The sequence below is a fragment of the Streptomyces sp. NBC_00154 genome, from assembly GCF_026342835.1.
Taxonomy (GTDB): domain Bacteria; phylum Actinomycetota; class Actinomycetes; order Streptomycetales; family Streptomycetaceae; genus Streptomyces.
The window spans coordinates 129,179-151,149 of the sequence record NZ_JAPEMI010000001.1; the positions used below are offsets into that span (position 1 = coordinate 129,179).

Below are 21,971 nucleotides of genomic sequence, written 5' to 3' on the forward strand. Positions count from 1 at the left end.
TTCGCGACCCCTTCTTGATCATAGGTTCGAACAGTACGGATAGCATCCGGCGCATGGACCGTGAGGAACCGCAGCTGAAGCACACCGTCGCGGACGGCGTCGCCACCGTCGTGATCAGCAACCCGGCCAAGCGCAACGCGATGACGGCCGCGATGTGGCAGGCGCTGCCCGCACTGCTGGAGCGGCTGGCCGCCGACCCCGCCGTGCGCGCCCTGGTCCTGACCGGCGCCGGTGACACCTTCTGTGCGGGTGCGGACATCTCCTCGCTCCGGGACCGGGCGGGCGATCCGGACTACGATCCGCAGGCGCTCGCCGTGACGGCCGAGGAGGCTCTGGCGGCCTTTCCCCGGCCGACACTCGCCGCCGTGCGCGGCTTCTGCGTGGGCGGCGGCAGCCAGCTGGCGGCCGCCTGCGATCTGCGGTTCGCCGAGGAGGGCGCGTCCTTCGGCGTCACCCCGGCCAAGTTGGGGATCGTCTATGCCGCGTCGTCGACCCGGCGGCTGGTCGCGCTGATCGGCCCCGCCGCGGCAAAGCATCTGCTGTTCTCCGGCGAGCTGATCGGGACGGAGCGCGCGCTGCGGACCGGTCTGGTGGACGAGGTGGTGCCGGCCGGTGAGCTGGACAAGCGGGTGGAGTCGTACGTACGGATCCTGGCCTCGCGCTCGCAGCTGACGCAGGCGGCGGCGAAGGAGTTCGCCGCGGGACGTGAGGACCGGGACGCGTACTGGGCGGAGCAGGCGCGCCGCAGCGGCGACACCGCGGAGGGTGTCGCCGCCTTTCTGGAGCGGCGGGCACCGCGCTTCACCTGGACGACCTGAGCGTCGGACCGGGACAGCTCTCAGCGAAGGATGAAGCGGCTCTTGGCGCGGAATTCCTCGACGAGCGCGGCCGGCGCCTTCTCCGGTGACCCCGCGTCGTACGGCGGCTGGGGGTCGTACTCCGTCAGCAGCTGTACGGCCTGGGCGTGCTCGTCGCCGGCGATCCGGCCGAGCAGGGTGAGCCCCATGTCGATGCCGGACGATACGCCGGCGGCCGTGACGTACTTGCCGTCGATGACGACGCGCTCGCCGGTCGGCTCGGCGCCGAACGTCTTCAGGACGTCCAGGGCGAGCCAGTGCGAGGTGGCCCGCCGCCCCTCCAGCAGACCGGCCGCGGCGAGCAGCAGCGAGCCGGTGCAGACAGAGGTCGTCCAGGTGCTGCCGGCATCGGCGGCGCGCAGCCAGCCGAGCAGCGTCTCGTTCTCCATCTGGGCGCTCTGGCCGGGGCCGCCGGGGACGATCACCAGATCCGGGGCGGGTACGTCGACGAGGGTCCGTTCCGCAACGAGCGCGAGGCTGCCGCTGTCGTTGCGCACCGGGCCGGTCCGCTCGGCGACGAAGACGGTCTCGGCGCCGGGGGTGCGGGAGAGGATTTCGTAGGGGCCGACGGCGTCGAGTGCCGTGAAGCGGTCGAAGAGAACGATGGCGATCTGCATGGCAAGCCTTTCAGCTGGTGCTGGTCATGGGCTGGGGGCGGAACCGCCGCCGGTACTCGGCGGGCGCGGTGCCGAGGGTCCTGATGAAGGCGCGGCGCATCCCCTCCGGGGTGCCGTACCCGCAGGCGTGCGCGATCTGGGCGACCCCGTCGGTGGTGTCCTCCAGGAGCCGCCGGGCGTGTTCGAGCCGGACACGGTCGACATACCGGCCCGGTGTCTGCCCCGTCTCGGCCTGGAAGGCGCGGGCGAAATGGCGGGGCGAGAGGCGGGCGCGGGCGGCGAGCGCCTCGACGGAGAGGTCGTCACCGGGGTGCCCGGTGATCCAGTGCTGGACCTCGCGCAGTGGTTCACGGCAGGCGATCTGCGAGGTGAGCTGCGCACTGAACTGGGCCTGGTTGCCCGGCCGCCGCAGAAAGACGACGAGGTGCCGGGCGACGGTGAGCGCGATCTGCCTGCCGAAGTCCTCCTCGACGAGAGCGAGGGAGAGATCGATGCCCGCGGTGACACCGGCGGACGTGGCCAGCTTCCCGTCACGTACGAAGATCGGGTCCGGGTCGACCTCGACGGCCGGATAGGTGCGGGCGAGGTGCTCGGCGACCACCCAGTGCGTGGTCACCCGGCGCCCGTCCAGCAGTCCCGCCTCCGCGAGCAGCAGGGCTCCGGTGCAGACCGAGACGAGCCGCTCGGCGTGCGGGGCGTGTACCCGCAGCCAGTCGACGAGTGCCGGGTCCGGAGTACGGGTGCCCTGGCCGCCGGGGACGAGGAGGGTGTGGGGCGGTTCCGCGTCGGCGAGGCTGCTGTCCGGTACGAGAGTGAGTCCGACGCTCGTGCGGACCGGTGCGCCGTCCAGAGAGGCGGTACGCAGGTCGTACGTGACGCCCGGGAAGCGGGCAGCCCCCGCGAAGACCTCCATGGGCCCGGTCACATCGAGGCTCTGGACGCCGTCGAAGAGGACGACGAGTACGGATCGCTGCGTCATGTCGTCCATCCTTGTAGGCCGCGAAGATGGCCGCAATGACGAACAACCCACCTTTCCTGCCATCCGGGATCCGTGCGGACCGGACCTCGCCCCCGGGGTTCCATCACGTACCGACCAGTCGGTAACGTGCGGGCATGAGTACTCTGCCGCCGCTCGCCGGACGCCGCTGCCACAACGCCGTCAACCCGCTGCACTCGACGGTCTACTTCTCCCCCGACCTCGGCAAGGAGCTCGGAGAGCTCGGCATCGACGACTCGAATGCCGCCTACTTCGCCGCACGCGGGGCGGCGCTGGGAGCTGTCGGACCGGGCACCGTCACCGCGACCTTCTACAACTTCAACCACGAGCTCGTCGCCCGACACCTGCCCGCGGTGTGGTCCGTCGCCTCGCCGGAGGCGGTCCTGGACGCCCGGCTGCGCGCCGTCGACTCGACGCTGCGCCGGCTGCTCGGCCCGGAGATCATCGACTCCCCCGAACTGGCGGAGGCGGCGGAGCTGGCGCTGCGCGCCGCCGAGGCATGCACCCGACACGCCCGGCCGTTGTACGCCGCCCACGCCGATCTGCCCGTGCCCGAGCAGCCGCACCTGGCGTACTGGCATGCCGCGACACTGCTGCGCGAACACCGCGGCGACGGCCATCTCGCCGCGCTCGTCGCCGCCGGTCTCGACCCGGTCGAGGCCCTGGCCAGCCACACCGCAACCGGCAAGGGCATGTCGCCTCGCTGGGTTCTCGCCACCCGCGGCTGGCGCCGCACCGACTGGGAGGACGCGACCGAGCGGCTGCGCGGCCGTGGACTGCTCGACGGCGAGGGCGAGTTGACCGAGGCCGGCGTGGCGCTGCGCGCGGAGCTGGAGGACGTCACCGACCGGATGGACGCGGCACCGTACGAGCATCTCGGCGCGGAGGGCGTGGCGCGGCTGACCGAGCTGGCGCGCGGGTTCCTGTTCACGGCGGCCTCGGAGGGTGCGTTCCCGGCCGATCTGATCGGCAAGGGCTGAGCCGCCGACCGGTCGACAAACGGGGTGGTCGGGCGACACGGCGCCCGACCACGCGGCACAATGCTGGCGAAGGAGCCACGGCACGGCGTGCCCTGGCCCCCGGTAAGCACAGCCAGTACGAGAAGGCGAGTCGGTAGAAACCGTGACGACGTCCATCGAAGGCAGGATCGCCGAGGAGCTCGGCGTACGCGAGCGGCAGGTGAAGGCGGCCGTCGAGCTGCTCGACGGCGGGTCGACCGTGCCGTTCATCGCGCGCTACCGCAAGGAAGCGACCGAGATGCTCGACGACGCGCAGCTGCGCACGCTCGAGGAGCGGTTGCGGTATCTGCGGGAGCTGGAGGACCGGCGTACCGCGATCCTCGACTCCGTTCGCGAGCAGGGCAAGCTGGACGAGGCCCTGGAGGCGCAGATCCGGGCGGCCGACACCAAGGCCCGCCTTGAGGACATTTATCTGCCGTTCAAGCCGAAGCGGCGGACGAAGGCGCAGATCGCCCGGGAGGCGGGGCTCGAGCCGCTCGCCGACGGGCTGCTGGCCGACCCGTCGGTCGAGCCGCTCGCCGCGGCGGCTGCCTTCGTGGACGCCGACAAGGGCGTCGCGGACGGGGCGGCGGCGCTGGAGGGCGCCCGCGCCATCCTGGCCGAGCGCTTCTCGGAGGACGCGGATCTGATCGGCGAGCTGCGCGAGCGCATGTGGTCCCGCGGGCGGCTGGCGGCGAAGGTGCGGGACGGCAAGGAGGAGGCCGGCGCGAAGTTCGCCGACTACTTCGACTTCGCCGAGCCGTTCACCGCGCTGCCCTCGCACCGGGTGCTCGCGATGCTCCGGGGCGAGAAGGAGGACGTTCTCGACCTGGTCCTGGAGCCGGAGGAGCCGTCGGCCGAGCCGGGCCCGTCGACGTACGAGAACATGGTCGCCCGCCGCTTCGGCGTGGCCGACCGCAGCCGCCCCGGCGACAAGTGGCTGGGCGACACCGTGCGCTGGGCGTGGCGGACCCGGATCCTCGTCCACCTCGGGATCGATCTGCGGCTGCGACTGCGTACGGCGGCGGAGGACGAGGCGGTACGGGTCTTCGCGTCGAACCTGCGCGATCTGCTGCTCGCCGCGCCGGCCGGGACGCGGGCCACGCTGGGGCTCGACCCCGGCTTCCGTACCGGGGTGAAGGTCGCGGTCGTCGATGCGACGGGCAAGGTCGTGGCGACGGACGTGATCTACCCGCACGTCCCGGCGAACAAGTGGGACGAGTCGCTGGCCAAGCTGGAGCGGCTGGCGAGGGAGCACTCCGTCGACCTGATCGCGATCGGCAACGGCACCGCGTCCCGCGAGACGGACAAGCTCGCCGGTGAGCTGTGCGACAAACACCCGGAGCTGAAGCTCACCAAGGTGATGGTGTCCGAGGCGGGCGCCTCGGTCTACTCGGCCTCGGCCTTCGCCTCGCAGGAACTCCCCGACATGGACGTGTCGTTGCGCGGCGCGGTGTCCATCGCTCGGCGCCTGCAGGATCCGCTGGCCGAACTGGTGAAGATCGACCCGAAGTCGATCGGTGTCGGCCAGTACCAGCACGATCTGTCCGAGGTGAAGCTGTCGCGTTCGCTGGACGCGGTTGTCGAGGACTGTGTGAACGGCGTCGGTGTCGACGTCAACACCGCGTCGGCGCCGCTGCTCTCGCGGGTCTCGGGCATCGGCTCCGGCCTCGCGGAGAACATCGTCACGCACCGGGACGCGAACGGCCCCTTCCGGTCCCGGAAGGCGCTGAAGGATGTGGCGCGGCTCGGCCCGAAGGCGTACGAGCAGTGCGCGGGCTTCCTCCGGATCCGGGGCGACGACCCGCTGGACGCGTCGAGCGTGCACCCGGAGGCGTACCCGGTGGTGCGGGCGATGGTGAAGAGGACGGGCAGTGACGTCGCTTCGCTGATCGGCAACACGGGAGTGTTGCGGTCGCTGCGGGCCGACGACTTCGTGGACGAGAAATTCGGTCTGCCGACGGTCACGGACATCCTCAAGGAGCTGGAGAAGCCGGGGCGCGACCCGCGGCCGGCGTTCAAGACCGCCACCTTCAAGGAGGGCGTCGAGAAGATCGGCGATCTGGTGTCCGGGATGGTGCTGGAAGGGGTCGTCACGAACGTTGCCGCGTTCGGGGCGTTCGTGGACATCGGCGTCCACCAGGACGGTCTGGTGCACGTATCGGCGATGTCGAAGACCTTTGTGAAGGACCCTCGGGATGTGGTGAAGCCGGGCGACATCGTGAAGGTCAAGGTGATGGACGTCGACATCCCGCGGAAGCGGATCTCGCTGACGCTGCGGTTGGACGACGAGGCGTCGGCGGGGGCGGCGCCTCAGGGCGGCGGGGCGAAGCGGGAGCGGGCTGAGCGGGGCGGTCAGGGTGGCCGGCCGCCGCGGCAGCGGCAGGGCCAGAGCCAGGGCGGTCAGGACCGCGAGCGGCGTGGTGGCGGTGCCTCTGCCCGTCCGGCGCCGGCGCCGGTGAACAGTGCGATGGCGGATGCGCTGCGGCGGGCGGGACTGGCGGATCCGAAGCAGGGCGGGAAGAAGCGCTGACGGCGGCGCGGGTGGGGGGCGCTCCGCCGAGCGAGCTACCCCCACCCCACCCCGTCCCTTCCCGAAACCGGGTCTCGAACGCCGGACGGGCTGAAGGTGCCCGTCCGGGCGGGAAAGCCCAGCCCGTCCGGCGACATCATCCGGGCGTCGCCGGCGATTGAGACCCGGGGCCGGGGCGGAGCCCCGGAAGGCCGTCAGGCCTCGGTCACCCTGCCCGCCGCCACCTCGACGCGCCTCGTCGTCCGCACCGCCTCCAGCATCCGCCGGTCATGCGTGACCAGCAGCAACGTCCCGGTGTACGAGTCGAGCGCCGATTCCAGCTGCTCGATCGCGGGCAGGTCGAGGTGGTTCGTGGGCTCGTCCAGGACCAGGAGGTTCACGCCCCGGCCCTGGAGGAGGGCCAGTGCCGCGCGGGTTCGTTCGCCCGGGGAGAGCGTCGTCGCGGGGCGCATCACATGGTCCGCGCGCAGCCCGAACTTGGCGAGCAGCGTGCGGACTTCGGCGGGTTCGGTGTCCGGGACGGCCGCGCAGAACGCCTCCAGCAGCGACTCCGAGCCGTGGAACAGCTTCCGTGCCTGGTCCACCTCGCCGACCACCACGCCCGAGCCGAGCGTCGCATGACCCGAGTCCAGCTGGAGGCGGCCGAGCAGCGCGGCGAGGAGGGTGGACTTACCGGCTCCGTTGGCGCCGGTGATCGCCACCCGGTCCGCCCAGTCGATCTGCAGCGACGCCGGACCGAACGCGAAATCGCCGCGTACGACCTGTGCGTCACGCAGCGTCGCGACGACCGAACCGGAACGCGGGGCCGTCGCGATCTCCATCCGCAGCTCCCATTCCTTGCGCGGTTCGTCGACGACATCGAGCCGTTCGATCATGCGCTGGGTCTGCCGGGCCTTCGCGGCCTGCTTCTCGCTCGCCTCGCTGCGGAACTTGCGGCCGATCTTGTCGGAGTCGGTGGCCTTGCGGCGGGCGTTCTTGACGCCCTTGTCCATCCAGCCGCGCTGCATCTGTGCCCGCCCCTCGAGGGCGGTGCGCTTGTCGGCGTACTCCTCGAACTCCTCGCGGGCGTGCCGGCGGGCGCGGTCGCGCTCCTCCAGGTAGGCCGCGTAACCGCCGCCGTACAGGTTGATCTGCTGCTGGGCGAGGTCGAGTTCGAGGACCTTGGTGACCGTGCGCATCAGGAACTCGCGGTCGTGGCTGATCACAACGGTGCCTGCGCGCAGCCCGGAGACGTACCGCTCCAGGCGCTCCAGGCCGTCCAGGTCGAGGTCGTTGGTGGGCTCGTCGAGCAGGAAGATGTCGTACCGCGACAGGAGCAGCGAGGCGAGTCCGGCGCGGGCGGCCTGGCCGCCGGAGAGTGCGGTCATCGGCAGGTCGAGGCCGACGGTCAGACCGAGGTCGGCGGCGATCTCCTCGGCACGCTCGTCCAGGTCGGCGCCGCCGAGGGCCAGCCAGCGTTCGAGGGTGTCGGAGTACGCGTCGTCGGCGCCCGGCGCCTCGTCGACCAGGGCCTGCGTCGCGGCGTCCATCGCCGCCTGGGCGTCGGCGACACCGGTCCGGCGGGCGAGGAACTCCCGCACGGTCTCGTCCGGGCGCCGCTCCGGCTCCTGCGGGAGGTGGCCGACGGTGGCGGTGGGCGGGGAGAGCCGCAGCTCGCCCTCCTCCGGCCGGTCGAGCCCGGCGAGCAGCCGGAGCAGCGACGATTTTCCGGCTCCGTTGACTCCGACGAGACCGATCACGTCGCCGGGCGCGACGACGAGGTCGAGCCCGGCGAAGAGTGTGCGGTCGCCGTGTCCGGCGGCGAGGTCCTTGGCGACGAGAGTGGCAGTCATCAGGGTCCCGATCCTAATCGGCGCCCGGCCTCGCCCTCGACGGGTGTCAGAGCAGGCCGGCCAGTCGGTAGAGGGCGAGGGATCCCGCCACGGCGACGTTCAGGCTGGCGCCGGTGCCGATCATCGGGATCTCGACGCAGGTGTCGAGGAGATCCAGGGCTTCGGGAGGGATGCCCTGCTGTTCGTGGCCGAGGACCATCACGGTCGGGCCGCGGGCCGCGGGCAGGTCGGCGAGGCGGATCGCCTCGTCGGCCAGTTCGACACCGACGATCCGCAGACCGCGCTCGCGCTGTTTCCGCAGCCAGCCGAGGGGATCGCCGGTCCAGTGGGTGCAGAGGGGTTTGCGAAGGGTGTTGCCGCGGGCCAGGGCCTCGGGCACCCACGGGTGGCGGGGCACGGTGAGGCAGGCGCCGACGGCGTCACAGGTGCGGGCCAGGGTGCCGAGATTCGCGCCGTGCAGCGGCCAGAGCGGAGCGGCGTAGAGGTGGTCCCAGCAGGAGTGTACGCGCGGGCGCCGGGTGCGGCGGAGTTCCGTGCGGGTACGGGTACGGATCGCGGGCCCGCTCCGGTCGCCGCTCATCGCGGCTCGGAGGCGGACCTCCCGGACGAGTGGTGGTGCGTACGAGGCATCGTGTGCGGCGATTGGCGGCTCGCCGGGGCCATCGACTTCCAGCTCAGTGGTGCACCATCGGTGCGACCAGCACGCTCCCCATGGTGCGCGCCACGATGAAGGATTGCCCCTTCACCGCCCGTGCGTCCAGCGGAATTCGGTGCTCGCCCGGTTCCAGTACGCCGTCGAAGACCTCCTGGGTGTGGGTGCGGTACAGCCGGTCCAGGCGGTACGCGACGAGGCTGACCCGGCAGGACGAGGTGACGTGGACTCCGGCCGTGCCGTCCGCCGCCGCCAGCCGGACCAGACGGCGCTGGGCGGGTGCGCTGCGGTCCAGGGCATGTTCGATCTGGGCGACCAGCACGGGGATGACCGGGGCGAGGCCGTCGACGTAGGCGACGTCCGCACCGGCCCGGGTGAATGACTGCCGCACTGCGGCGCGTTCGTCTTCGGTGATCGCACGGCCGAAGGCCACGGCACGGTAGCCACGGAGCTCGTCGGGCGACACCTGGGCGACGTCGGCGGTGATGTCGGCACCGATCCCGATGGCGCGGAGTGCGGAGGCGAGCTTGGCGAGTACGGCGACGCGGGCGCCGATCAGCAGGACGCGGCGCCCGGCGGGCACGTCCGGCCCCGGCTCGGAGCCCTCCGCCGACACGGGCGGAAGCAGTCGTTCCAGTTCCTGCCGGTACTGGAAGCCGTCGAAGCGGAACGGCCCTATGCCGTGGTAGCCGCTCTGCTCCAGGTCGACGGTCTCGTACGTCTGCCAGGCGAAGTCGCGCCAGACGATGTCGACGCCGTCGCGTTCGATGACAGCGGTGACCGCCCCGCATTCGAGGCTCTCGCACTCGGGGCAGCCGTAGATCACGTAGCGCCCGTCGGCGAGCGGGGCTTCCACTTCGAGGAGCAGGCGCCGCACATGCGCGGTGAAGATCGCGGGCGGTACGTCGGAGGCGAGCGGGGACACGGCGTCGAGGTCGGTGAGCTGGAACAGCAGCGGGCGGCCGTCGACGATGAAGTCCATGAAGTCCCGGTGCACCTGATAGTCGCCATGGGCGAGGACTCCACCGGCTCGCATCGCCGGCGCAAGGCCGAAGGTCGCGTACTCGGCAGACATGACCCGAGTATTCCCGGCTCGGACCCGTTGTGAGCACGGCATCGGGCATTCCGTTAGCGTCCGCCCATGAACAGCGCATGGGCCGACGGGACGGGCGGGGCAGAAGTGTCGGACGTGATCGTGGTGGGTGGCGGGGTCAGCGGACTGACCACGGCGCTGGTGCTGGTCGAGCGCGGTCATCGGGTGCGGGTCTGGTCCCGGGAGCCGGCGATGGCAACGGCATCGGCCGTGGCGGGCGCCTTGTGGTGGCCGTACCGGATCGAGCCGGCGGAGCTGGTCGGTGACTGGTCACTGACGTCGCTGCGGAGGTACGAGGAGCTGGCCGGGCGCTCGGAGGAGACCGGTGTACGGCTGGTCACCGGCCTGCACCGGGGTGAGCGGCTCGCCGGGCTCGGGCCGTGGGCGGGGCAGTTGAAGGACCTGGTGGAGGTGGCGGACGGGCTGCGGGCCCGGCTGCCGCTGATCGACATGCCGGTGTACCTGTGCTGGTTGGAGCGGCGGCTCGCGGCGGCAGGGGTTGCGGTCGAGCAGCGCGCGGTCACCGCGTTCGACGAAGCGGCGGCGGAGGCCACGACGGTGGTCGACTGCACCGGGCTCGGGGCCCGGGAACTGGTCCCGGATGCCGGGGTGCGACCGGTGCGCGGCCAATTGGTACTGGTGGAGAACCCGGGGATCGAGGAGTGGTTCACCGAGGCGGACCCGGCGTCGGAGGCGACCACGTACTACTTCCCGCAGCCCGGGCGGCTGATCCTCGGCGGCACGGCCGAGGTGGACAACTGGAGCACGGTGCCCGATCCCGGTACGGCCGGGGAGATCGTGGCCCGGTGTGCCCGGATCCGGCCGGAGATCGCTCGGGCGCGGATCATCGGGCACGTGGCGGGGCTGCGTCCGGCCCGCGACGCGGGTGTCCGGATCGAGGCCGAACCGCTGCCGGGCGGCGGGCGGTTGGTCCACAACTACGGGCACGGTGGCGCGGGGGTGACGGTTGCCTGGGGCTGCGCGGAGACAGCGGCCCAGTTGGTGGGCTGAGCCGCCGCGTGCGGGGCTCGGGCCCCGTGGGGTCCTCAATCGCCGGGCGGGTTCGAAGGGTCGGACTTGTCGTGGTGTTCGGTGGTGATCCGGCTGCCGCCGGGACCGATCCGGATCTCGAAGTCACCGGCGTACTTCGCATGGCCCTCGATCACTGCCGATTCGACGGCCTCGATTCCGAACTCACGGCGCACGATCATCGGGTCCTCGCGCAGGTCCCGCATCAGCGCCACGCACATGCCGATCATGACGAGCGTGAACGGTGCGGCGACGAGGATCGTCAGGTTCTGGAGCCCCGCGAGCGCGTCGCCCTTCCCGTTGCCGATCAGCAGCATCACGGCCGCCACCGCGCCGGTGACGACGCCCGTGCCGGTCCTGGGTCAGGTCGCCGGGCAGATCCGCCGTTACCGGTAGATCCCCCCGGCCACCCGTCCCCTGCTCGTCCTGCGACACGAGTGGCACCTTTCACGGAAGCTGAAATTCGCTCTCCGTAGCCAGTCCCACACGCATCGTGCCGTTCACTGGATCAACAAGCGGCATCGGCTTGCCCGCTTGTGAGGTGATATGTGGCCCGTTCATCCAGGAGTAGCGGGACCAGGTTCCGGGCCGACTGGCGCAGCGGTACGTACGCTCCGTCACCGTCGCGCCGGAACGTCACACCGTGCAGGGCGAGTTCGTCCTTGACGTCGGCGAGCTGGGCGGCGGTCAGCCGGTAGCCGCAGGGCGGGTCCTGCAGGATCTCGGCGGGCTCGGCCGCCTCGTTGTCGGCGCCGCCGAGGTAGACGGAACCGCGGTCCTTGAACCCTGCCGTACGGGACGCGGCCGTGGCGGCCTCGATGCGCCCGCGTCGCTCGTCGGTGAAGCTGAACAGCCCGTCCAGTGCGGCCAGCTGCGAATCGACGCGGCGTCGGCTGTTGAGTGCCGGGTCGGCCTTCTCGGCGTCGGTGAGGGCGTCGACCCGGGACTCGATGAGCAGGCCCACCGCATGCTTGATGCCCGCGGTGTTGCGCAGAATGCGCTCCTGTCCGTCGCCCGCGGTCTGCTTGATCGGGTCGCCGGTGACCGGGTCGGTCCATATGCCGTAGAGACCACTGCTGTAGCCGGCCTCCTTGGCGGTGGGCCGGACATACTCTTCGGCCAGGGTCTGCGATTCGCCGTGCACCCGGTCGTCGGTGTTGAGGTTGCGGGGCCAGAGGACGAACAGGTCCTTGTCGTAGTACGGCGGGGTGGCACCGTACTCGTGCAAGTCGTAGATCACATCGGGCTTCCGGTCACGGATCACCGCGGCCATGGCACGGGCCTCGGCGGTCTGCAGGGCGATGTGGTCGCGGTTGATGTCGACACCGTCGGAGTTGCCGCGCGTGTTCGCCGCCCGCCCGTCGGGGTTCGCGGTGGGGACGACGAGGACATCGGTCCGGGAGAGGAAGGCGCGGGTCGCGGGGTCCTTGGCGTACGCGAGATCCCGGACGGTGGTCAGACAGGCCTCGCGGCCGGACGGTTCGTTGCCGTGCTGGCTGCAGATCAGCAGCATCGTGTCGGACGTGGGGCGGTGGTTGCCGATACGGACGAGCTGGAGCGGGCGGCCCTGTTTCGTCGTGCCGATCCGGTCGATGGAGACGCGGTCGCTGCCCCGGTCGACGGCGGCGAGGAACGACTGTTCCTCGGGCTGACCGGTCCAGTGGGCCCCGTTGCTGATCTCGAAGCCGGTACGGGGCGGGGTGTGCGCGGCCTCGGCCGGCACCGTGACCAGGGGCACGGCCAGAACCGCGGCCGCGGCCGTCAGGGACAGGTACCGGGGTACCGACCGACGGATGCCGAGGCGAGGAGGACGGGGACGGGCGCGGAACTGACGGACGATCGGGATACGGGGTGTCATGAGCGGCTGCCTCCCGGGATGCGGTGTGCGGGACGCGGCGGTGCCACGCCCTCGGGACGGGATACGCGGGGGGTGGCTGTCGCGGGCGCGGGGCCCGCGGTGGCGCGCACGAACGCGGCGCCGCCGCCGACGAACGGCAGCTTCGCGGACGTTCGGGCCAGGTCGATGGTGAGCGTGGGGGTGGAGTCCGGTGGGTCGATCAGGTCCTTGTCGGTGCCCGCGACGATCAGGGCGAGGCGGTGTCCGGCCGGCACGACGTGGTCGCTCGCGGCAAGGTCGACGGTGATCGTGTAGCGCTTGCCCGGGGTGAGGGGACGCCCCTTGCCCGCGGACGCGTATGTCCCGAGGTCGGCCCAGCCGCGGCTGAAGACCGTCCGGTCGACGGCGGTGGTCCTGGCCTCGGTCGCCTTGAAGCAGGAGCTGTCCCCGGCGGTGCTCGCGCCCCAGCAGGTGCGATCGGTGAGGGTGGTGATGCCTTCGCCGGACGCGGCGTAGTCCCGGATGGTGTCGGGGCCGACGTCGACGAGGACCGCGGAGAGATGCGCGGTGGCGGTCGTCGGGGTCGCCGTGACGGTCACCTGCGAGGAGCCGGCGAGCCGCAGGTCGTGGGCGAGTGGTGCGGTGAGAAACCCGGCCTTGGCGCCCGTGGGCCTCTCCAGGTCGGCGGCCCAGTCCGTCTCGCTCTGCTTCGGGTCGTCGGTGAACGTCTCCGTGGCGCCGGGGCGGGCGGGCCTGCGGGTGAGGGTGCCGATACCGGGCGTGGTGCCGGTGCCGGGGCGCACGGTGGTGGCCGCGGTGGTGCGCGGCGGCCAGACCTTGTCGGTGGACCACTGGCCGGGGTGGCGTTCGATGTCGGCCATCGGTTCGCGGTCGATGCCGTTGTCGTAGCCGAGGAGGTAGTGGTCGAACCAGCGGTGCAGGGTGTCGGCCCACTCGGCGCGCCGGTAGTCGAACGGGTCGACGTGCCCGGTCTGGGAGAGCCAGATCTTGCGCTCGACGCCCCGGTCGGCGAGGGCGTCCCACCACTGGCCGAGGTGCTTGGTGCGGACGTTGAGGTCCTGCATCCCGTGGACGGCGAAGACACTGGCCTTCACCTTGTGGGCGTCCTTCACGTAGTCGCGCTCGTTCCAGAGCTTCGTCCGGTCGCCGGTGCGGGGCGCCTCGTCGACGAGCCTCTGCTGGACAGCGGCGCAGCGCGCCCGGGCCTCGGGGCTCTCGACATAGTCGGAGAGCCAATCGGGGCCGCTGTCGTAGAGGGGGGCGCCCTGCGCGAAGTAGTAGTCGTACCAGGAGGAGATGGAGCCGATCGGAACGATGGTCCGCAGACCGTCGACTCCGGTCGCCGCCACCCCGTTGGCGATGGTGCCGTCGTAACTCTTGCCGATCATTCCGGTGCGGCCGTTGGACCAGCCGGCTCCGGTGCGTTCGGTTCCGGTGCGGGTGGTGTAGCCGCGGGCCCGGCCGTTCAGCCAGTCGATGACCGCCTTGGCGGACTGGATGTCAGAGCGGCCTCCGACATCGACGCATCCGTCGGAGCGATTGGTGCCGGCCAGATCGACGGCGACGAAGGCATAGCCGCGCGGGACGAAGTAGTTGTCGTAGTACAGCGGGAACTGGACCGGATTTCCCTGGCTGTCGTACGTCTTGAGCTGACTCTCGTTGCCGCGCCCGCAGCAGGAGTAGTACGGGCTGGCGTCCATGATCACGGGTATCTTCCGGCCCTGCGCTGCGGGTTCGCGCGGCCGCACGATGTCGACGGCGACCCGGTCGCTCTTTCCGTTTCCGTCGCCGTCCAGTCCGGTGTCCACCCAGACGGACTCCCGGACGGCGTTCCCGTACGAGTAGACGGGTCTGCTCTCCCGCGGGCTCGCGCCCTGCGCGCCTGCCGGTGAGAGCAGGGCGGTCATCAGGGCGGCCGAGGCCGCCACCATCAGCGATCTGTACGTCAAGCGGGTGCCCCGCGCACGTATCGGCATCTGCGGAAGGTACCCCGGTCAACTCCTGTGCAACAGGGGGCGATTCCGCGCCGACGTGACGTGGAAGCAGTCGAGGTGCCATGACGGCCGAATGGCGACCGTGTGACAGCAGAGGTCATGGACACGTCCGGGACTGCCCCGAAGGGCCGGTCCGCGCGCCGCCTTCCCCGGTGGGGCACGGCGCGCGACCTCGGGTCGGTGGCACCGGCCGGGCGGGACCTCGCGGACAGCACCCCCTAGGCTGGTGGGGTTCGTGCTGTTCCGCCAGCCTCGGCCGATTCCGGCCGGTTCCCGCGCGTACGAGGAGCGTCCCTTGCCCGGTCCGACCGCCGATTCCTCCCGTGATGCCCGTCCCACGCTGGAGGCCGTGGCGGCCCGCGCCGGGGTCTCGCGGGCTACGGCCTCCCGGGTCGTGAACGGCGGGGCGGGGGTTCGGCAGCCGCTGGTGGACCAGGTCCGCAAGGCGGTCGAGGAGCTCGGGTACATACCGAACCATGCCGCACGGACCCTGGTCACCCGGCGCAACGGCGCGGTGGCCGTGATCATCGACGAGCCGGAGTTCCGGATCTTCTCCGACCCGTTCTTCTCCCGGCAGATCCGTGGCATCAGCCGTGAACTGAACGTGCACGACGCCCAGCTGGTCCTCCTCCTGGTGGAGGGCAGCGGGGACTTCGACCGGGTCACCCGCTATCTGGCCGGTGGCCATGTGGACGGCGTGCTGGCGTTCTCACTGCACACCGACGACGAACTTCCCGCCGTCATCCGCCGGTTCCGGGTGCCCACGGTCTACGGCGGCCGCCCCGGAACACCGGGGGACGCATCGGAACACGCCGTCCCTTACGTCGACTGCGACAACCGCGGCGGCGCCCGCGAGGCCGTACGCCATCTGGTCTCCCTCGGCCGGCGGCGGATCGGGCACATCGCGGGGCCCCGCGACCAGACGTCGGCGCTCGACCGGATCGACGGCTACCGCGATGTGCTGCCCGACGCCGATCCGTCACTGGTCGTGGAGGGCGACTTCACCGTCGAGGGCGGCGCCCGGGCGATGGCCGAGCTGCTGGAGCGCCACCCCGGCCTCGACGCCGTGTTCGCATCCAACGACCTGATGGCGTCCGGCGCCCTTCGGGTGCTGGGCGAGCACGGCCGCCGGGTACCGGAGGATGTGGCGCTGGTCGGCTTCGACGACATGGAGCAGGTCGCCGAAGCGACCGATCCTCCCTTGACGACCGTCCGTCAGGATGTCGAAGGCATGGGACGGTTGATGGTGCGACTGCTGATGCAGCGGCTGAACGGCGAAGGGGAGCAGCCCGATTCGGTGATCACACCGACCGAGCTGGTCCGGCGGGCCTCGGCCTGACCCGTCCGGGCGGAGGACGTCATCGGCACCGGCGCCCCCGCCCGCATGCGAGCCCGTGCGGCCGCGACCGGCCGGCAGACGCACGCGGTCGCCGAAGGCGCATCGGCCGACTGAACACCGTGGGCCCGGCTGAGCTCAGCGGGTGCCCCGCATCCGGTGGGCGGCTCGGGCTCGGCGCGCGTACGGCAGATAGCGCAGCCGCTCAGGCAGCACGGGCACCACGGCCCGGACGATACGGCAGAACCGCCTGAGCTTCCGCTCCTGCGCGTCCGTCCATTCCAGACCGATCGCATCGCGCGCGTCCGGCGGCATGAGACCGATGGTGATGAACCTGCGGAACCGGGCCAGCGGCGGGAACAGGACCGGCCACAGGGCCTTGAGCAGCAGCCTGACCGGCAGCGGACCCCGGTCCGGCGGCGGTACCGGCCGGTCGGTGGCGACCAGCTCCTCGACGACGACGGTCTCCTCTATCTCGTCGGCGAGCACCTTGCGGTAGTACGGCCAGAACTCCTCGATCGACTGCGGCATGTCCCGGTCGTTGATGCCGAGGATCCGGCCGACCTGGAGCCATTCCCGGTACAGGGCCCGCTCCTGCGCCTCGGTGAGCGGACGGACGAGATACCGCGTGCCGTGCCGGTAGACGGGAAAGCCCGTGGCGTGCACCCACGCATAGTTCGCGGGTGACAGCGCATGGTAGCGGCGCCCGCGGGTGTCGGTGCCCTGAATGGTGCGGTGCAGCTTCCGGAGCCTGCGCCCCTCCTCGGCGGCTTCCTCGCCCCCGTACACCCAGAGTTGGAGCGAGCGCAGGGACCGCTCGCCGCGGCCCCACGGGTCCGTGCGGAACACCGAGTGATCGTCGACGCCCGCGCCGACCGCCGGATGGGCGACCTGGAGCGTGAGGGCGGCGGGCAGCATCAGCAGGGCGCGGACGTCTCCGGCAAGGCTCCAGAGCACTCCGCCGGGCGGCGGCGGTTCGGGCTCCCGCTTCCGGTCCCTGCCCCGGGGTGCTTCGCTGCTCATGCGGGGGCTCCCAGCAGTCGACGGACGTGCGGGCCGGTGCCCGGCTGATGTGTATTCCAGTATGCGATCGCGGGCGGGCCGGCGAGCAGCAGGGGCGACGGGACCAGTGAGGCCGGTCCGACCGGCGGCCACTGTGTGCACAGGGGCACGGTGCCTCCTGTCACCGCCAGCCGGCCGCTTCCAGCACCGCGGCCGCGGCTTCGTCGACGCGGTGGTGGGTGGCGTCGAGTGTGAAGTCCTCCACCCGGGACCGGTCGAGGATCCCGTCCAGCTCCCCCGATCTGTCCAGGTGCCACCGCAGCGCGTCGGGCTCGTCCGCGTGGCGCCGGGACAGCCGCTGCCGGACCACCGGCAGTTCGACCCGGAGCCGACACACGGACAGGCCGACACCCACCGCCTTCTCGCACTGTTTCCGGTCCTCCGCGTCCTCCACGACGCCCGCGAGAACGAGCCGGGTGACGCCCGCATCGAGGTAGTTGCCGACCATGCACCTGAGATTGCGCAGCAGCACGGCGAAGTTGAAGCGGTCGTCGGCGGGCGCGGGCCAGGTCCGGCAGAGCCAGTCCATGTCGATGACGGCGTTGGGCATGCCGGCGCCGGTGAGCAGCTCTCCTGCGGCCCCGGCCACCGACGTCTTGCCGGCCCCGACGGTGCCGGTGATCAGAAGGGCGCGGGCTTCCGGAGCGCTGTCGGTTCGCATGACCGGGAGCCTACGGTGGGCAGTGGTTCACCAGTGACGCGGGCTCAGCGCCCGGCGGCCTACTCGTAGTCGTACACCGTCACGGCTATGCCCCGGCTCAGCAGCCGACGCTCGATATGCGCGATCAGCTCGACGCCCTTGCCCTGTGGTGCGGTGGCGTCCCCCCGTACATACGTGATCTCCGGCATGACACCACCGTACGGACCACCACTGACAACCGGCCGGGTTCAGCTCTCCCCGTACAGCGCCTCGATGGACCCTGCGTACCTGTCGTGGATCACCCGGCGACGCAGTTTCAGCGACGGGGTCAGTTCGCCCGTCTCCGGACCCCATTCCTCCGACAGCAGCCGGTACCGCTTGATCTGCTCCGTCCGGTTGAGCCTGGCGTTGGCCGCCTCGACGGCGCGGGCGATCTCCTCCCGTACGGCCAGGTGGTCGGCCAGTGCGGCCGGACCGCTGTCGATGCCCCGGGCCGCCGCCCAGGCCGGGGCCATCTCGGCGTCCAGGACCAGCAGGGCGACCAGGTAGGAGCGGCCGTCGCCGTGGACGAGGGCCTGGCCGATCAGCGGGTGTTCCTTGAGGGTGTTCTCGACGAGCGCCGGGGAGACGTTCTTACCGGTCGAGGTGACGATCATTTCCTTCTTGCGATCGGTGAGCCACAGGTAGCCGTCCTCGTCGATCCGGCCGATGTCACCGGTCGCGAACCAGCCGTCCGGGTCGAGCGCGCGCTCCACCGTGCCGTCGGCGCGCAGATAGCCGGTGAAGACCGTCTCGCCGCGCACCAGGATCTCGCCGTCGTCCGCGGTCCTCAGTTCCAGGCCCTCCAGCGGCCGGCCCACCGAGCCGAGCCGGAAGCCGGTCGGACTGTTGCAGGTGAAGACGCCGACCGTCTCGGTCAGCCCCCACGCATCCATGATCACGATGCCGAAGCCGGCCCAGAAGCGGACCACGTCGAGCGGCATCGGCGCGGACGCGCTCGCCGCCCACACCAGTCTGTCGAAGCCGGCCTGTGCGAGGAGCGGTTCCAGCACCGTCGTCCTGGCCTGCCGGTAGGCGGCTTCCAGCTCGGCCGGCGGCTGTCCGCCGCGCTCGCGGTGGGCGACGTGCTCACGGGCCGTCCCGGCCGCTGCGTCGATCGCCGCGCGCTGTTCCTCCGGCAGGGCTGCGAGGGCGGCCCGCACAGATGCGGCGAGCTTCTCCCAGACTCGCGGGACACCGAAGAACTGGGCAGGGTGCAGAGCCCGCGCCGCAGCCGCGACCGCCGCCGGGTCGGGGCAGAGGTGGACGTGCGAGGCGCGGAAGACCGGCAGGTAGATGCCGAGCATCCGCTCGGCGATATGGGCGAACGGGAGGTAGCAGATGTGCGCAGCATGGTCGGGGAGTTCGACCACCCGGTCCAGGGCGAGCGCGTTGACGACGACGCTGCGGTGGGTGATCGGGACGGCCTTGGGATCGCCGGTGGTTCCGGAGGTGTAGAGGACCGTGAGAGGGTCGTCGGCCCGCGACTCCTGCCAGGCCTTCTCGAAGGCGTCCGGCCGGTACAGCCGGACTCCGGTGGCGTGCAGCGATCCGTACGAACGGTGGGGTCCGGCCTCTGCGGCCTCGACGACGACCAGCTTCTCCAGCGGTACGCTGACGTCGGCGAGCAGCGGCTCCCAGCGTTCCCGTTCCCTCGCCCCCTCGACGATCGCGAACCGGGCGCGGCTGTGCCGGGCGATGTGCGCGATCTGTTCGGGGGCCGCGGTGCCGTACACCGTGACGGGGACGGCTCCCAGGTGGGTGAGGGCGAGGTCGGTCAGCCAGTGTTCGGGCCGGTTGCCGATCATCATGAGAACCTGCTCGCCGCGTTCCACTCCGAGCGCGGTGTACCCGGCGGCGAGTACGGCGGTCTTGCGCCGTACCTCGTGCCAGGTGAGGGTCGTCCATCCGGACTCCGCCCCGTCGGCGCGCCACGAGAGGGCCGGCAGATCACCGTGATCCTCTGCGTTGCGCCGCAGCAGCGCGGGGAGCGTGAGTTGCCCGGGTTCGGCGGGAAGTCGCAGGATCGTGGTCACGGCCGCCTCCTGGCGCCATCGGCCGGACCGTGCGGGTCCGTACCGGCGGTTGGGACTGCGCTTCGATGGTGCCGGAGACTTTCACAACAGTGGTGAGACAGCAATACTGTTGAACCGGATTGATGCACACGGATGCGGGCAGTGCCGCGGTACGGACGTAACCGGGGACAGCACTGCCGGCGGTCAGCAGCAAGGAGCAGACATGGCGACCGGGACCGAGGAGCCGACGCTCACTGTCGACGAGCTGGCGGCGCGCGCCGGAGTGACCGTACGCACCGTGCGTTTCTACAGCACGCGGGGACTGCTGCCGCCCCCGGTGATCGGGCCGCGCCGGGTCGGGCACTACGGGCACGCCCACCTGTCCCGTCTGGCGCTGATCGAGGAGCTGCAGCACCAGGGCATGACGCTCGCCGCGATCGAACGCTATCTGGAGCAGCTGCCACCCGATCTGAGCGCCCACGATCTGGCGATCCACCGGGCGCTGGTGGCCTCCTGGGCACCGGACTCGGCGGAGGAGGCGACCCGGGCGGAGCTGGAGCGGCGCGCGGGGCGGGCGCTGACCGAGGACGACGTGGACCGGCTGGCCGCGATGGGTGTGCTGGAGCGCGCGGAGGCGGCGGACGGCAGCTTCCGGGTCGATCCGGGGATGCTGCGGCTGGGGGTCGAGCTGCTCGACGTACCGATCGCCAATGAGACGATCCTCGCGGCACGCACGGTGCTGCTGGAGCACACCCGTTCCGCCGCGCACGAGCTGACGCGGCTGTTCCGGGACGAGGTGTGGAACCCGTACCGGGAGCGGGAGTCGGACCCGGAGCATGTGGCGGCGATGAAGTCGCTGTCGGCCCATATGCAGCCGATGGTGCTGCAGGCGCTGGTGACTGCGTTCCAGCGGTCGCTCAAGGAAGAGCTGCGGGCCGCGTTCACGGCGGAGTGAGTCCCCGCCGCGGGCGGCCGCAGCACCTTCCCGGCGTGTGGTCCGTTATCGGACGGCGCCGTCCCACAGCTGGGTGGTGTGGGCGTCGATGAGTGCGCCGATCCGGTCGAGGAAGGCGTCGGCGGGCTGCGGGTCGAGGCGGCGTCCGTCGCGCAGCCGTACGGCGACGTGGTCGTCGGCGGCTTCCCTCGCTCCGATCACGACTTGGTAGGGCACCAGGCGGTCCTCCCGGATGCGGGCGCCCAGGGTGCCGCGTTCCGGCCCGGCGACCTCGGCCCGCAGCCCGCGGTCGGTGCAGCGCTCGGCCAGCGCCACGGCGTTGGGCAGTTCCGCCTCGGAGATCGGAAGGATCGCCAGCTGGGTCGGGGCGAGCCAGGCGGGGAAGGCGCCGCCGTGCTGTTCGATGAGATGGGCGACGGCCCGCTCCACGCTGCCGATGATGCTGCGGTGGACCATGACCGGCCGGTGCTTCGCGCCGTCCGCGCCGATGTAGTGCAGGTCGAACTGCTCGGGCTGGTGGAAGTCGACCTGGACGGTGGACAGGGTGGACTCCCTGCCCGCACCGTCGGTGACCTGGACGTCGATCTTCGGGCCGTAGAACGCGGCCTCGCCCTCCGCCGAGTCGTAGGGCAGGCCGGAGCGGTCGAGTACCTCGGTGAGCAGGGCGGTGGACCGCTGCCACTTCTCGGGCGCGGCCACGTACTTGCCGCCGGGTCCGGGGAGGGAGAGCCGGTATCGGGCCGGGCGGATGCCCAGTGCCTCGTACGCGCTGCGGATCATCTCCAGGGCGGCCCGCGCCTCGTCGGCGACCTGGTCCAGGGTGCAGAAGATGTGCGCGTCGTTCAGCTGGATGGCCCGGACGCGGGTCAGTCCGCCGAGCACGCCGGAGAGTTCGGAGCGGTACATGCCGCCCAGTTCGGCCATGCGCAGCGGCAGCTCGCGGTAGCTGTGGGAGCGGGAGCGGTAGATCACCGCGTGGTGGGGGCAGAGACTCGGCCGCAGGACGACCTGCTCCGATCCCAGCTCCATCGGCGGGAACATGTCGTCGCTGTAGTGCGACCAGTGCCCGGAGATCTCGTACAGCTCCCGCTTGCCCAGCACCGGCGAGTACACGTGCCGGTAGCCGGCCCGCCGCTCGGCGGTGCGGATGTACTCCTCCAGGGTGTGCCGCACGGTCGCGCCGTCGGGCAGCCAGTACGGAAGTCCCGCGCCGATCAGCGGGTCGGTGTCGAACAAGGCCAGTTCGCGGCCGAGCTTGCGGTGGTCGTGCATGGCGGTCTCCTCGCGGTCATCGGGCGAGTGACCTCCCTCAGGCTCTCGGCTTCGCTCGAGCAGTGAGGAATCCCCGTGCCGAAGCCCCGGGGCACTCGCCCCGGGGCTTCGGACTGAGACATCTGTCAGCGCGCCGGGACACTCTCCGGCGTCGTCGTCATGGCAGCGCGCTTCATGGCGCTGACGCTAGCA

17 protein-coding genes and 2 pseudogenes are annotated in these 21,971 nt (G+C 71.4%); 6 read left to right on the plus strand and 13 right to left on the minus strand.

Annotated elements, in window-relative coordinates:
- The first annotated feature begins 53 nt into the window (after positions 1 to 53).
- Positions 54 to 818 carry an enoyl-CoA hydratase/isomerase family protein gene (locus tag OHA03_RS00610; protein WP_266999641.1) on the plus strand — a complete coding sequence of 255 codons (765 nt, stop codon included), beginning with the start codon at positions 54 to 56 and terminating at the stop codon, positions 816 to 818.
- A gap of 20 nt (positions 819 to 838) precedes the next feature.
- On the opposite strand, the gene OHA03_RS00615 is transcribed toward OHA03_RS00610, so the two are convergent.
- Both OHA03_RS00615 and OHA03_RS00620 read right to left on the minus strand, forming a co-directional pair.
- Positions 839 to 1,474, minus strand: coding sequence for a DJ-1/PfpI family protein (locus OHA03_RS00615; RefSeq protein WP_266999643.1), 636 nt, complete (start codon positions 1,472 to 1,474; stop codon positions 839 to 841).
- A gap of 10 nt (positions 1,475 to 1,484) precedes the next feature.
- Positions 1,485 to 2,453, minus strand: coding sequence for a GlxA family transcriptional regulator (locus OHA03_RS00620; RefSeq protein WP_266999645.1), 969 nt, complete (start codon positions 2,451 to 2,453; stop codon positions 1,485 to 1,487).
- 134 nt (positions 2,454 to 2,587) lie between these two features.
- On the opposite strand from OHA03_RS00620, the gene OHA03_RS00625 reads away from it, so the two are divergent.
- Positions 2,588 to 3,451 (plus strand): hypothetical protein, encoded by an 864-nt coding sequence (locus OHA03_RS00625; protein WP_266999647.1) that lies wholly within the window; start codon positions 2,588 to 2,590, stop codon positions 3,449 to 3,451.
- 142 nt (positions 3,452 to 3,593) lie between these two features.
- Positions 3,594 to 6,002 (plus strand): Tex family protein, encoded by a 2,409-nt coding sequence (locus OHA03_RS00630; protein ID WP_266999649.1) that lies wholly within the window; start codon positions 3,594 to 3,596, stop codon positions 6,000 to 6,002.
- A 194-nt stretch (positions 6,003 to 6,196) separates the two neighbouring features.
- Here OHA03_RS00630 and OHA03_RS00635 read toward each other — a convergent pair whose 3' ends face one another.
- From OHA03_RS00635 to OHA03_RS00645, 3 genes are all read right to left on the minus strand, one after another.
- On the minus strand, positions 6,197 to 7,834 hold the full coding sequence (locus tag OHA03_RS00635; protein ID WP_266999651.1) for an ABC-F family ATP-binding cassette domain-containing protein: 1,638 nt from the start codon (positions 7,832 to 7,834) through the stop codon (positions 6,197 to 6,199).
- Positions 7,835 to 7,880: 46 nt separating this feature from the next.
- Positions 7,881 to 8,414: a TrmH family RNA methyltransferase gene (locus OHA03_RS00640; RefSeq protein ID WP_266999653.1), complete on the minus strand. Its 534-nt coding sequence runs from the start codon at positions 8,412 to 8,414 to the stop codon at positions 7,881 to 7,883.
- Between the two features lie 94 nt (positions 8,415 to 8,508).
- Positions 8,509 to 9,561 (minus strand): oxidoreductase, encoded by a 1,053-nt coding sequence (locus OHA03_RS00645; RefSeq protein WP_266999655.1) that lies wholly within the window; start codon positions 9,559 to 9,561, stop codon positions 8,509 to 8,511.
- 66 nt (positions 9,562 to 9,627) lie between these two features.
- Between OHA03_RS00645 and OHA03_RS00650 the strand changes: the two genes are divergently transcribed.
- Positions 9,628 to 10,590 carry an FAD-dependent oxidoreductase gene (locus OHA03_RS00650; protein ID WP_266999657.1) on the plus strand — a complete coding sequence of 321 codons (963 nt, stop codon included), beginning with the start codon at positions 9,628 to 9,630 and terminating at the stop codon, positions 10,588 to 10,590.
- A 35-nt stretch (positions 10,591 to 10,625) separates the two neighbouring features.
- Here the strand turns inward: OHA03_RS00650 and OHA03_RS00655 are convergent.
- The 3 genes and pseudogenes from OHA03_RS00655 to OHA03_RS00665 form a co-directional block, all read right to left on the minus strand.
- A pseudogene (locus tag OHA03_RS00655) lies at positions 10,626 to 10,955 on the minus strand (BCCT family transporter); the annotation flags it as partial.
- Positions 10,956 to 11,116: 161 nt separating this feature from the next.
- The gene (locus tag OHA03_RS00660; protein ID WP_266999659.1) at positions 11,117 to 12,466 is read right to left on the minus strand and encodes a M14 family metallocarboxypeptidase; all 1,350 of its coding nucleotides are present in this window, start codon (positions 12,464 to 12,466) and stop codon (positions 11,117 to 11,119) included.
- Entirely contained in the window at positions 12,463 to 14,442 is a 1,980-nt protein-coding gene (locus OHA03_RS00665) for a Xaa-Pro dipeptidyl-peptidase (RefSeq protein ID WP_266999661.1), read from the minus strand. Before OHA03_RS00665 ends, OHA03_RS00660 begins: the two co-directional genes overlap by 4 nt.
- A gap of 313 nt (positions 14,443 to 14,755) precedes the next feature.
- On the opposite strand from OHA03_RS00665, the gene OHA03_RS00670 reads away from it, so the two are divergent.
- Positions 14,756 to 15,799 (plus strand): LacI family DNA-binding transcriptional regulator, encoded by a 1,044-nt coding sequence (locus OHA03_RS00670; RefSeq protein ID WP_266999663.1) that lies wholly within the window; start codon positions 14,756 to 14,758, stop codon positions 15,797 to 15,799.
- A gap of 135 nt (positions 15,800 to 15,934) precedes the next feature.
- On the opposite strand, the gene OHA03_RS00675 is transcribed toward OHA03_RS00670, so the two are convergent.
- The 4 genes and pseudogenes from OHA03_RS00675 to OHA03_RS00690 form a co-directional block, all read right to left on the minus strand.
- Entirely contained in the window at positions 15,935 to 16,819 is an 885-nt protein-coding gene (locus OHA03_RS00675; protein ID WP_266999665.1) for an oxygenase MpaB family protein, read from the minus strand.
- Positions 16,820 to 16,979: 160 nt separating this feature from the next.
- Positions 16,980 to 17,519 (minus strand): hypothetical protein, encoded by a 540-nt coding sequence (locus OHA03_RS00680; RefSeq protein WP_266999667.1) that lies wholly within the window; start codon positions 17,517 to 17,519, stop codon positions 16,980 to 16,982.
- A 113-nt stretch (positions 17,520 to 17,632) separates the two neighbouring features.
- Positions 17,633 to 17,707 (minus strand): annotated as a pseudogene (locus OHA03_RS47750) (Appr-1-p processing protein); the annotation flags it as partial.
- A gap of 39 nt (positions 17,708 to 17,746) precedes the next feature.
- A complete protein-coding gene (locus tag OHA03_RS00690) occupies positions 17,747 to 19,573 on the minus strand; it encodes a long-chain fatty acid--CoA ligase (protein WP_266999671.1) in 1,827 nt (608 codons plus the stop codon).
- Positions 19,574 to 19,775: 202 nt separating this feature from the next.
- Here OHA03_RS00690 and OHA03_RS00695 point away from each other — a divergent pair, with 202 nt between their 5' ends.
- Positions 19,776 to 20,507 carry a MerR family transcriptional regulator gene (locus OHA03_RS00695; RefSeq protein ID WP_266999673.1) on the plus strand — a complete coding sequence of 244 codons (732 nt, stop codon included), beginning with the start codon at positions 19,776 to 19,778 and terminating at the stop codon, positions 20,505 to 20,507.
- A gap of 45 nt (positions 20,508 to 20,552) precedes the next feature.
- Here OHA03_RS00695 and thrS read toward each other — a convergent pair whose 3' ends face one another.
- Positions 20,553 to 21,908: a threonine--tRNA ligase gene (gene thrS, locus OHA03_RS00700; RefSeq protein ID WP_323181318.1), complete on the minus strand. Its 1,356-nt coding sequence runs from the start codon at positions 21,906 to 21,908 to the stop codon at positions 20,553 to 20,555.
- Positions 21,909 to 21,971 lie beyond the last annotated feature (63 nt).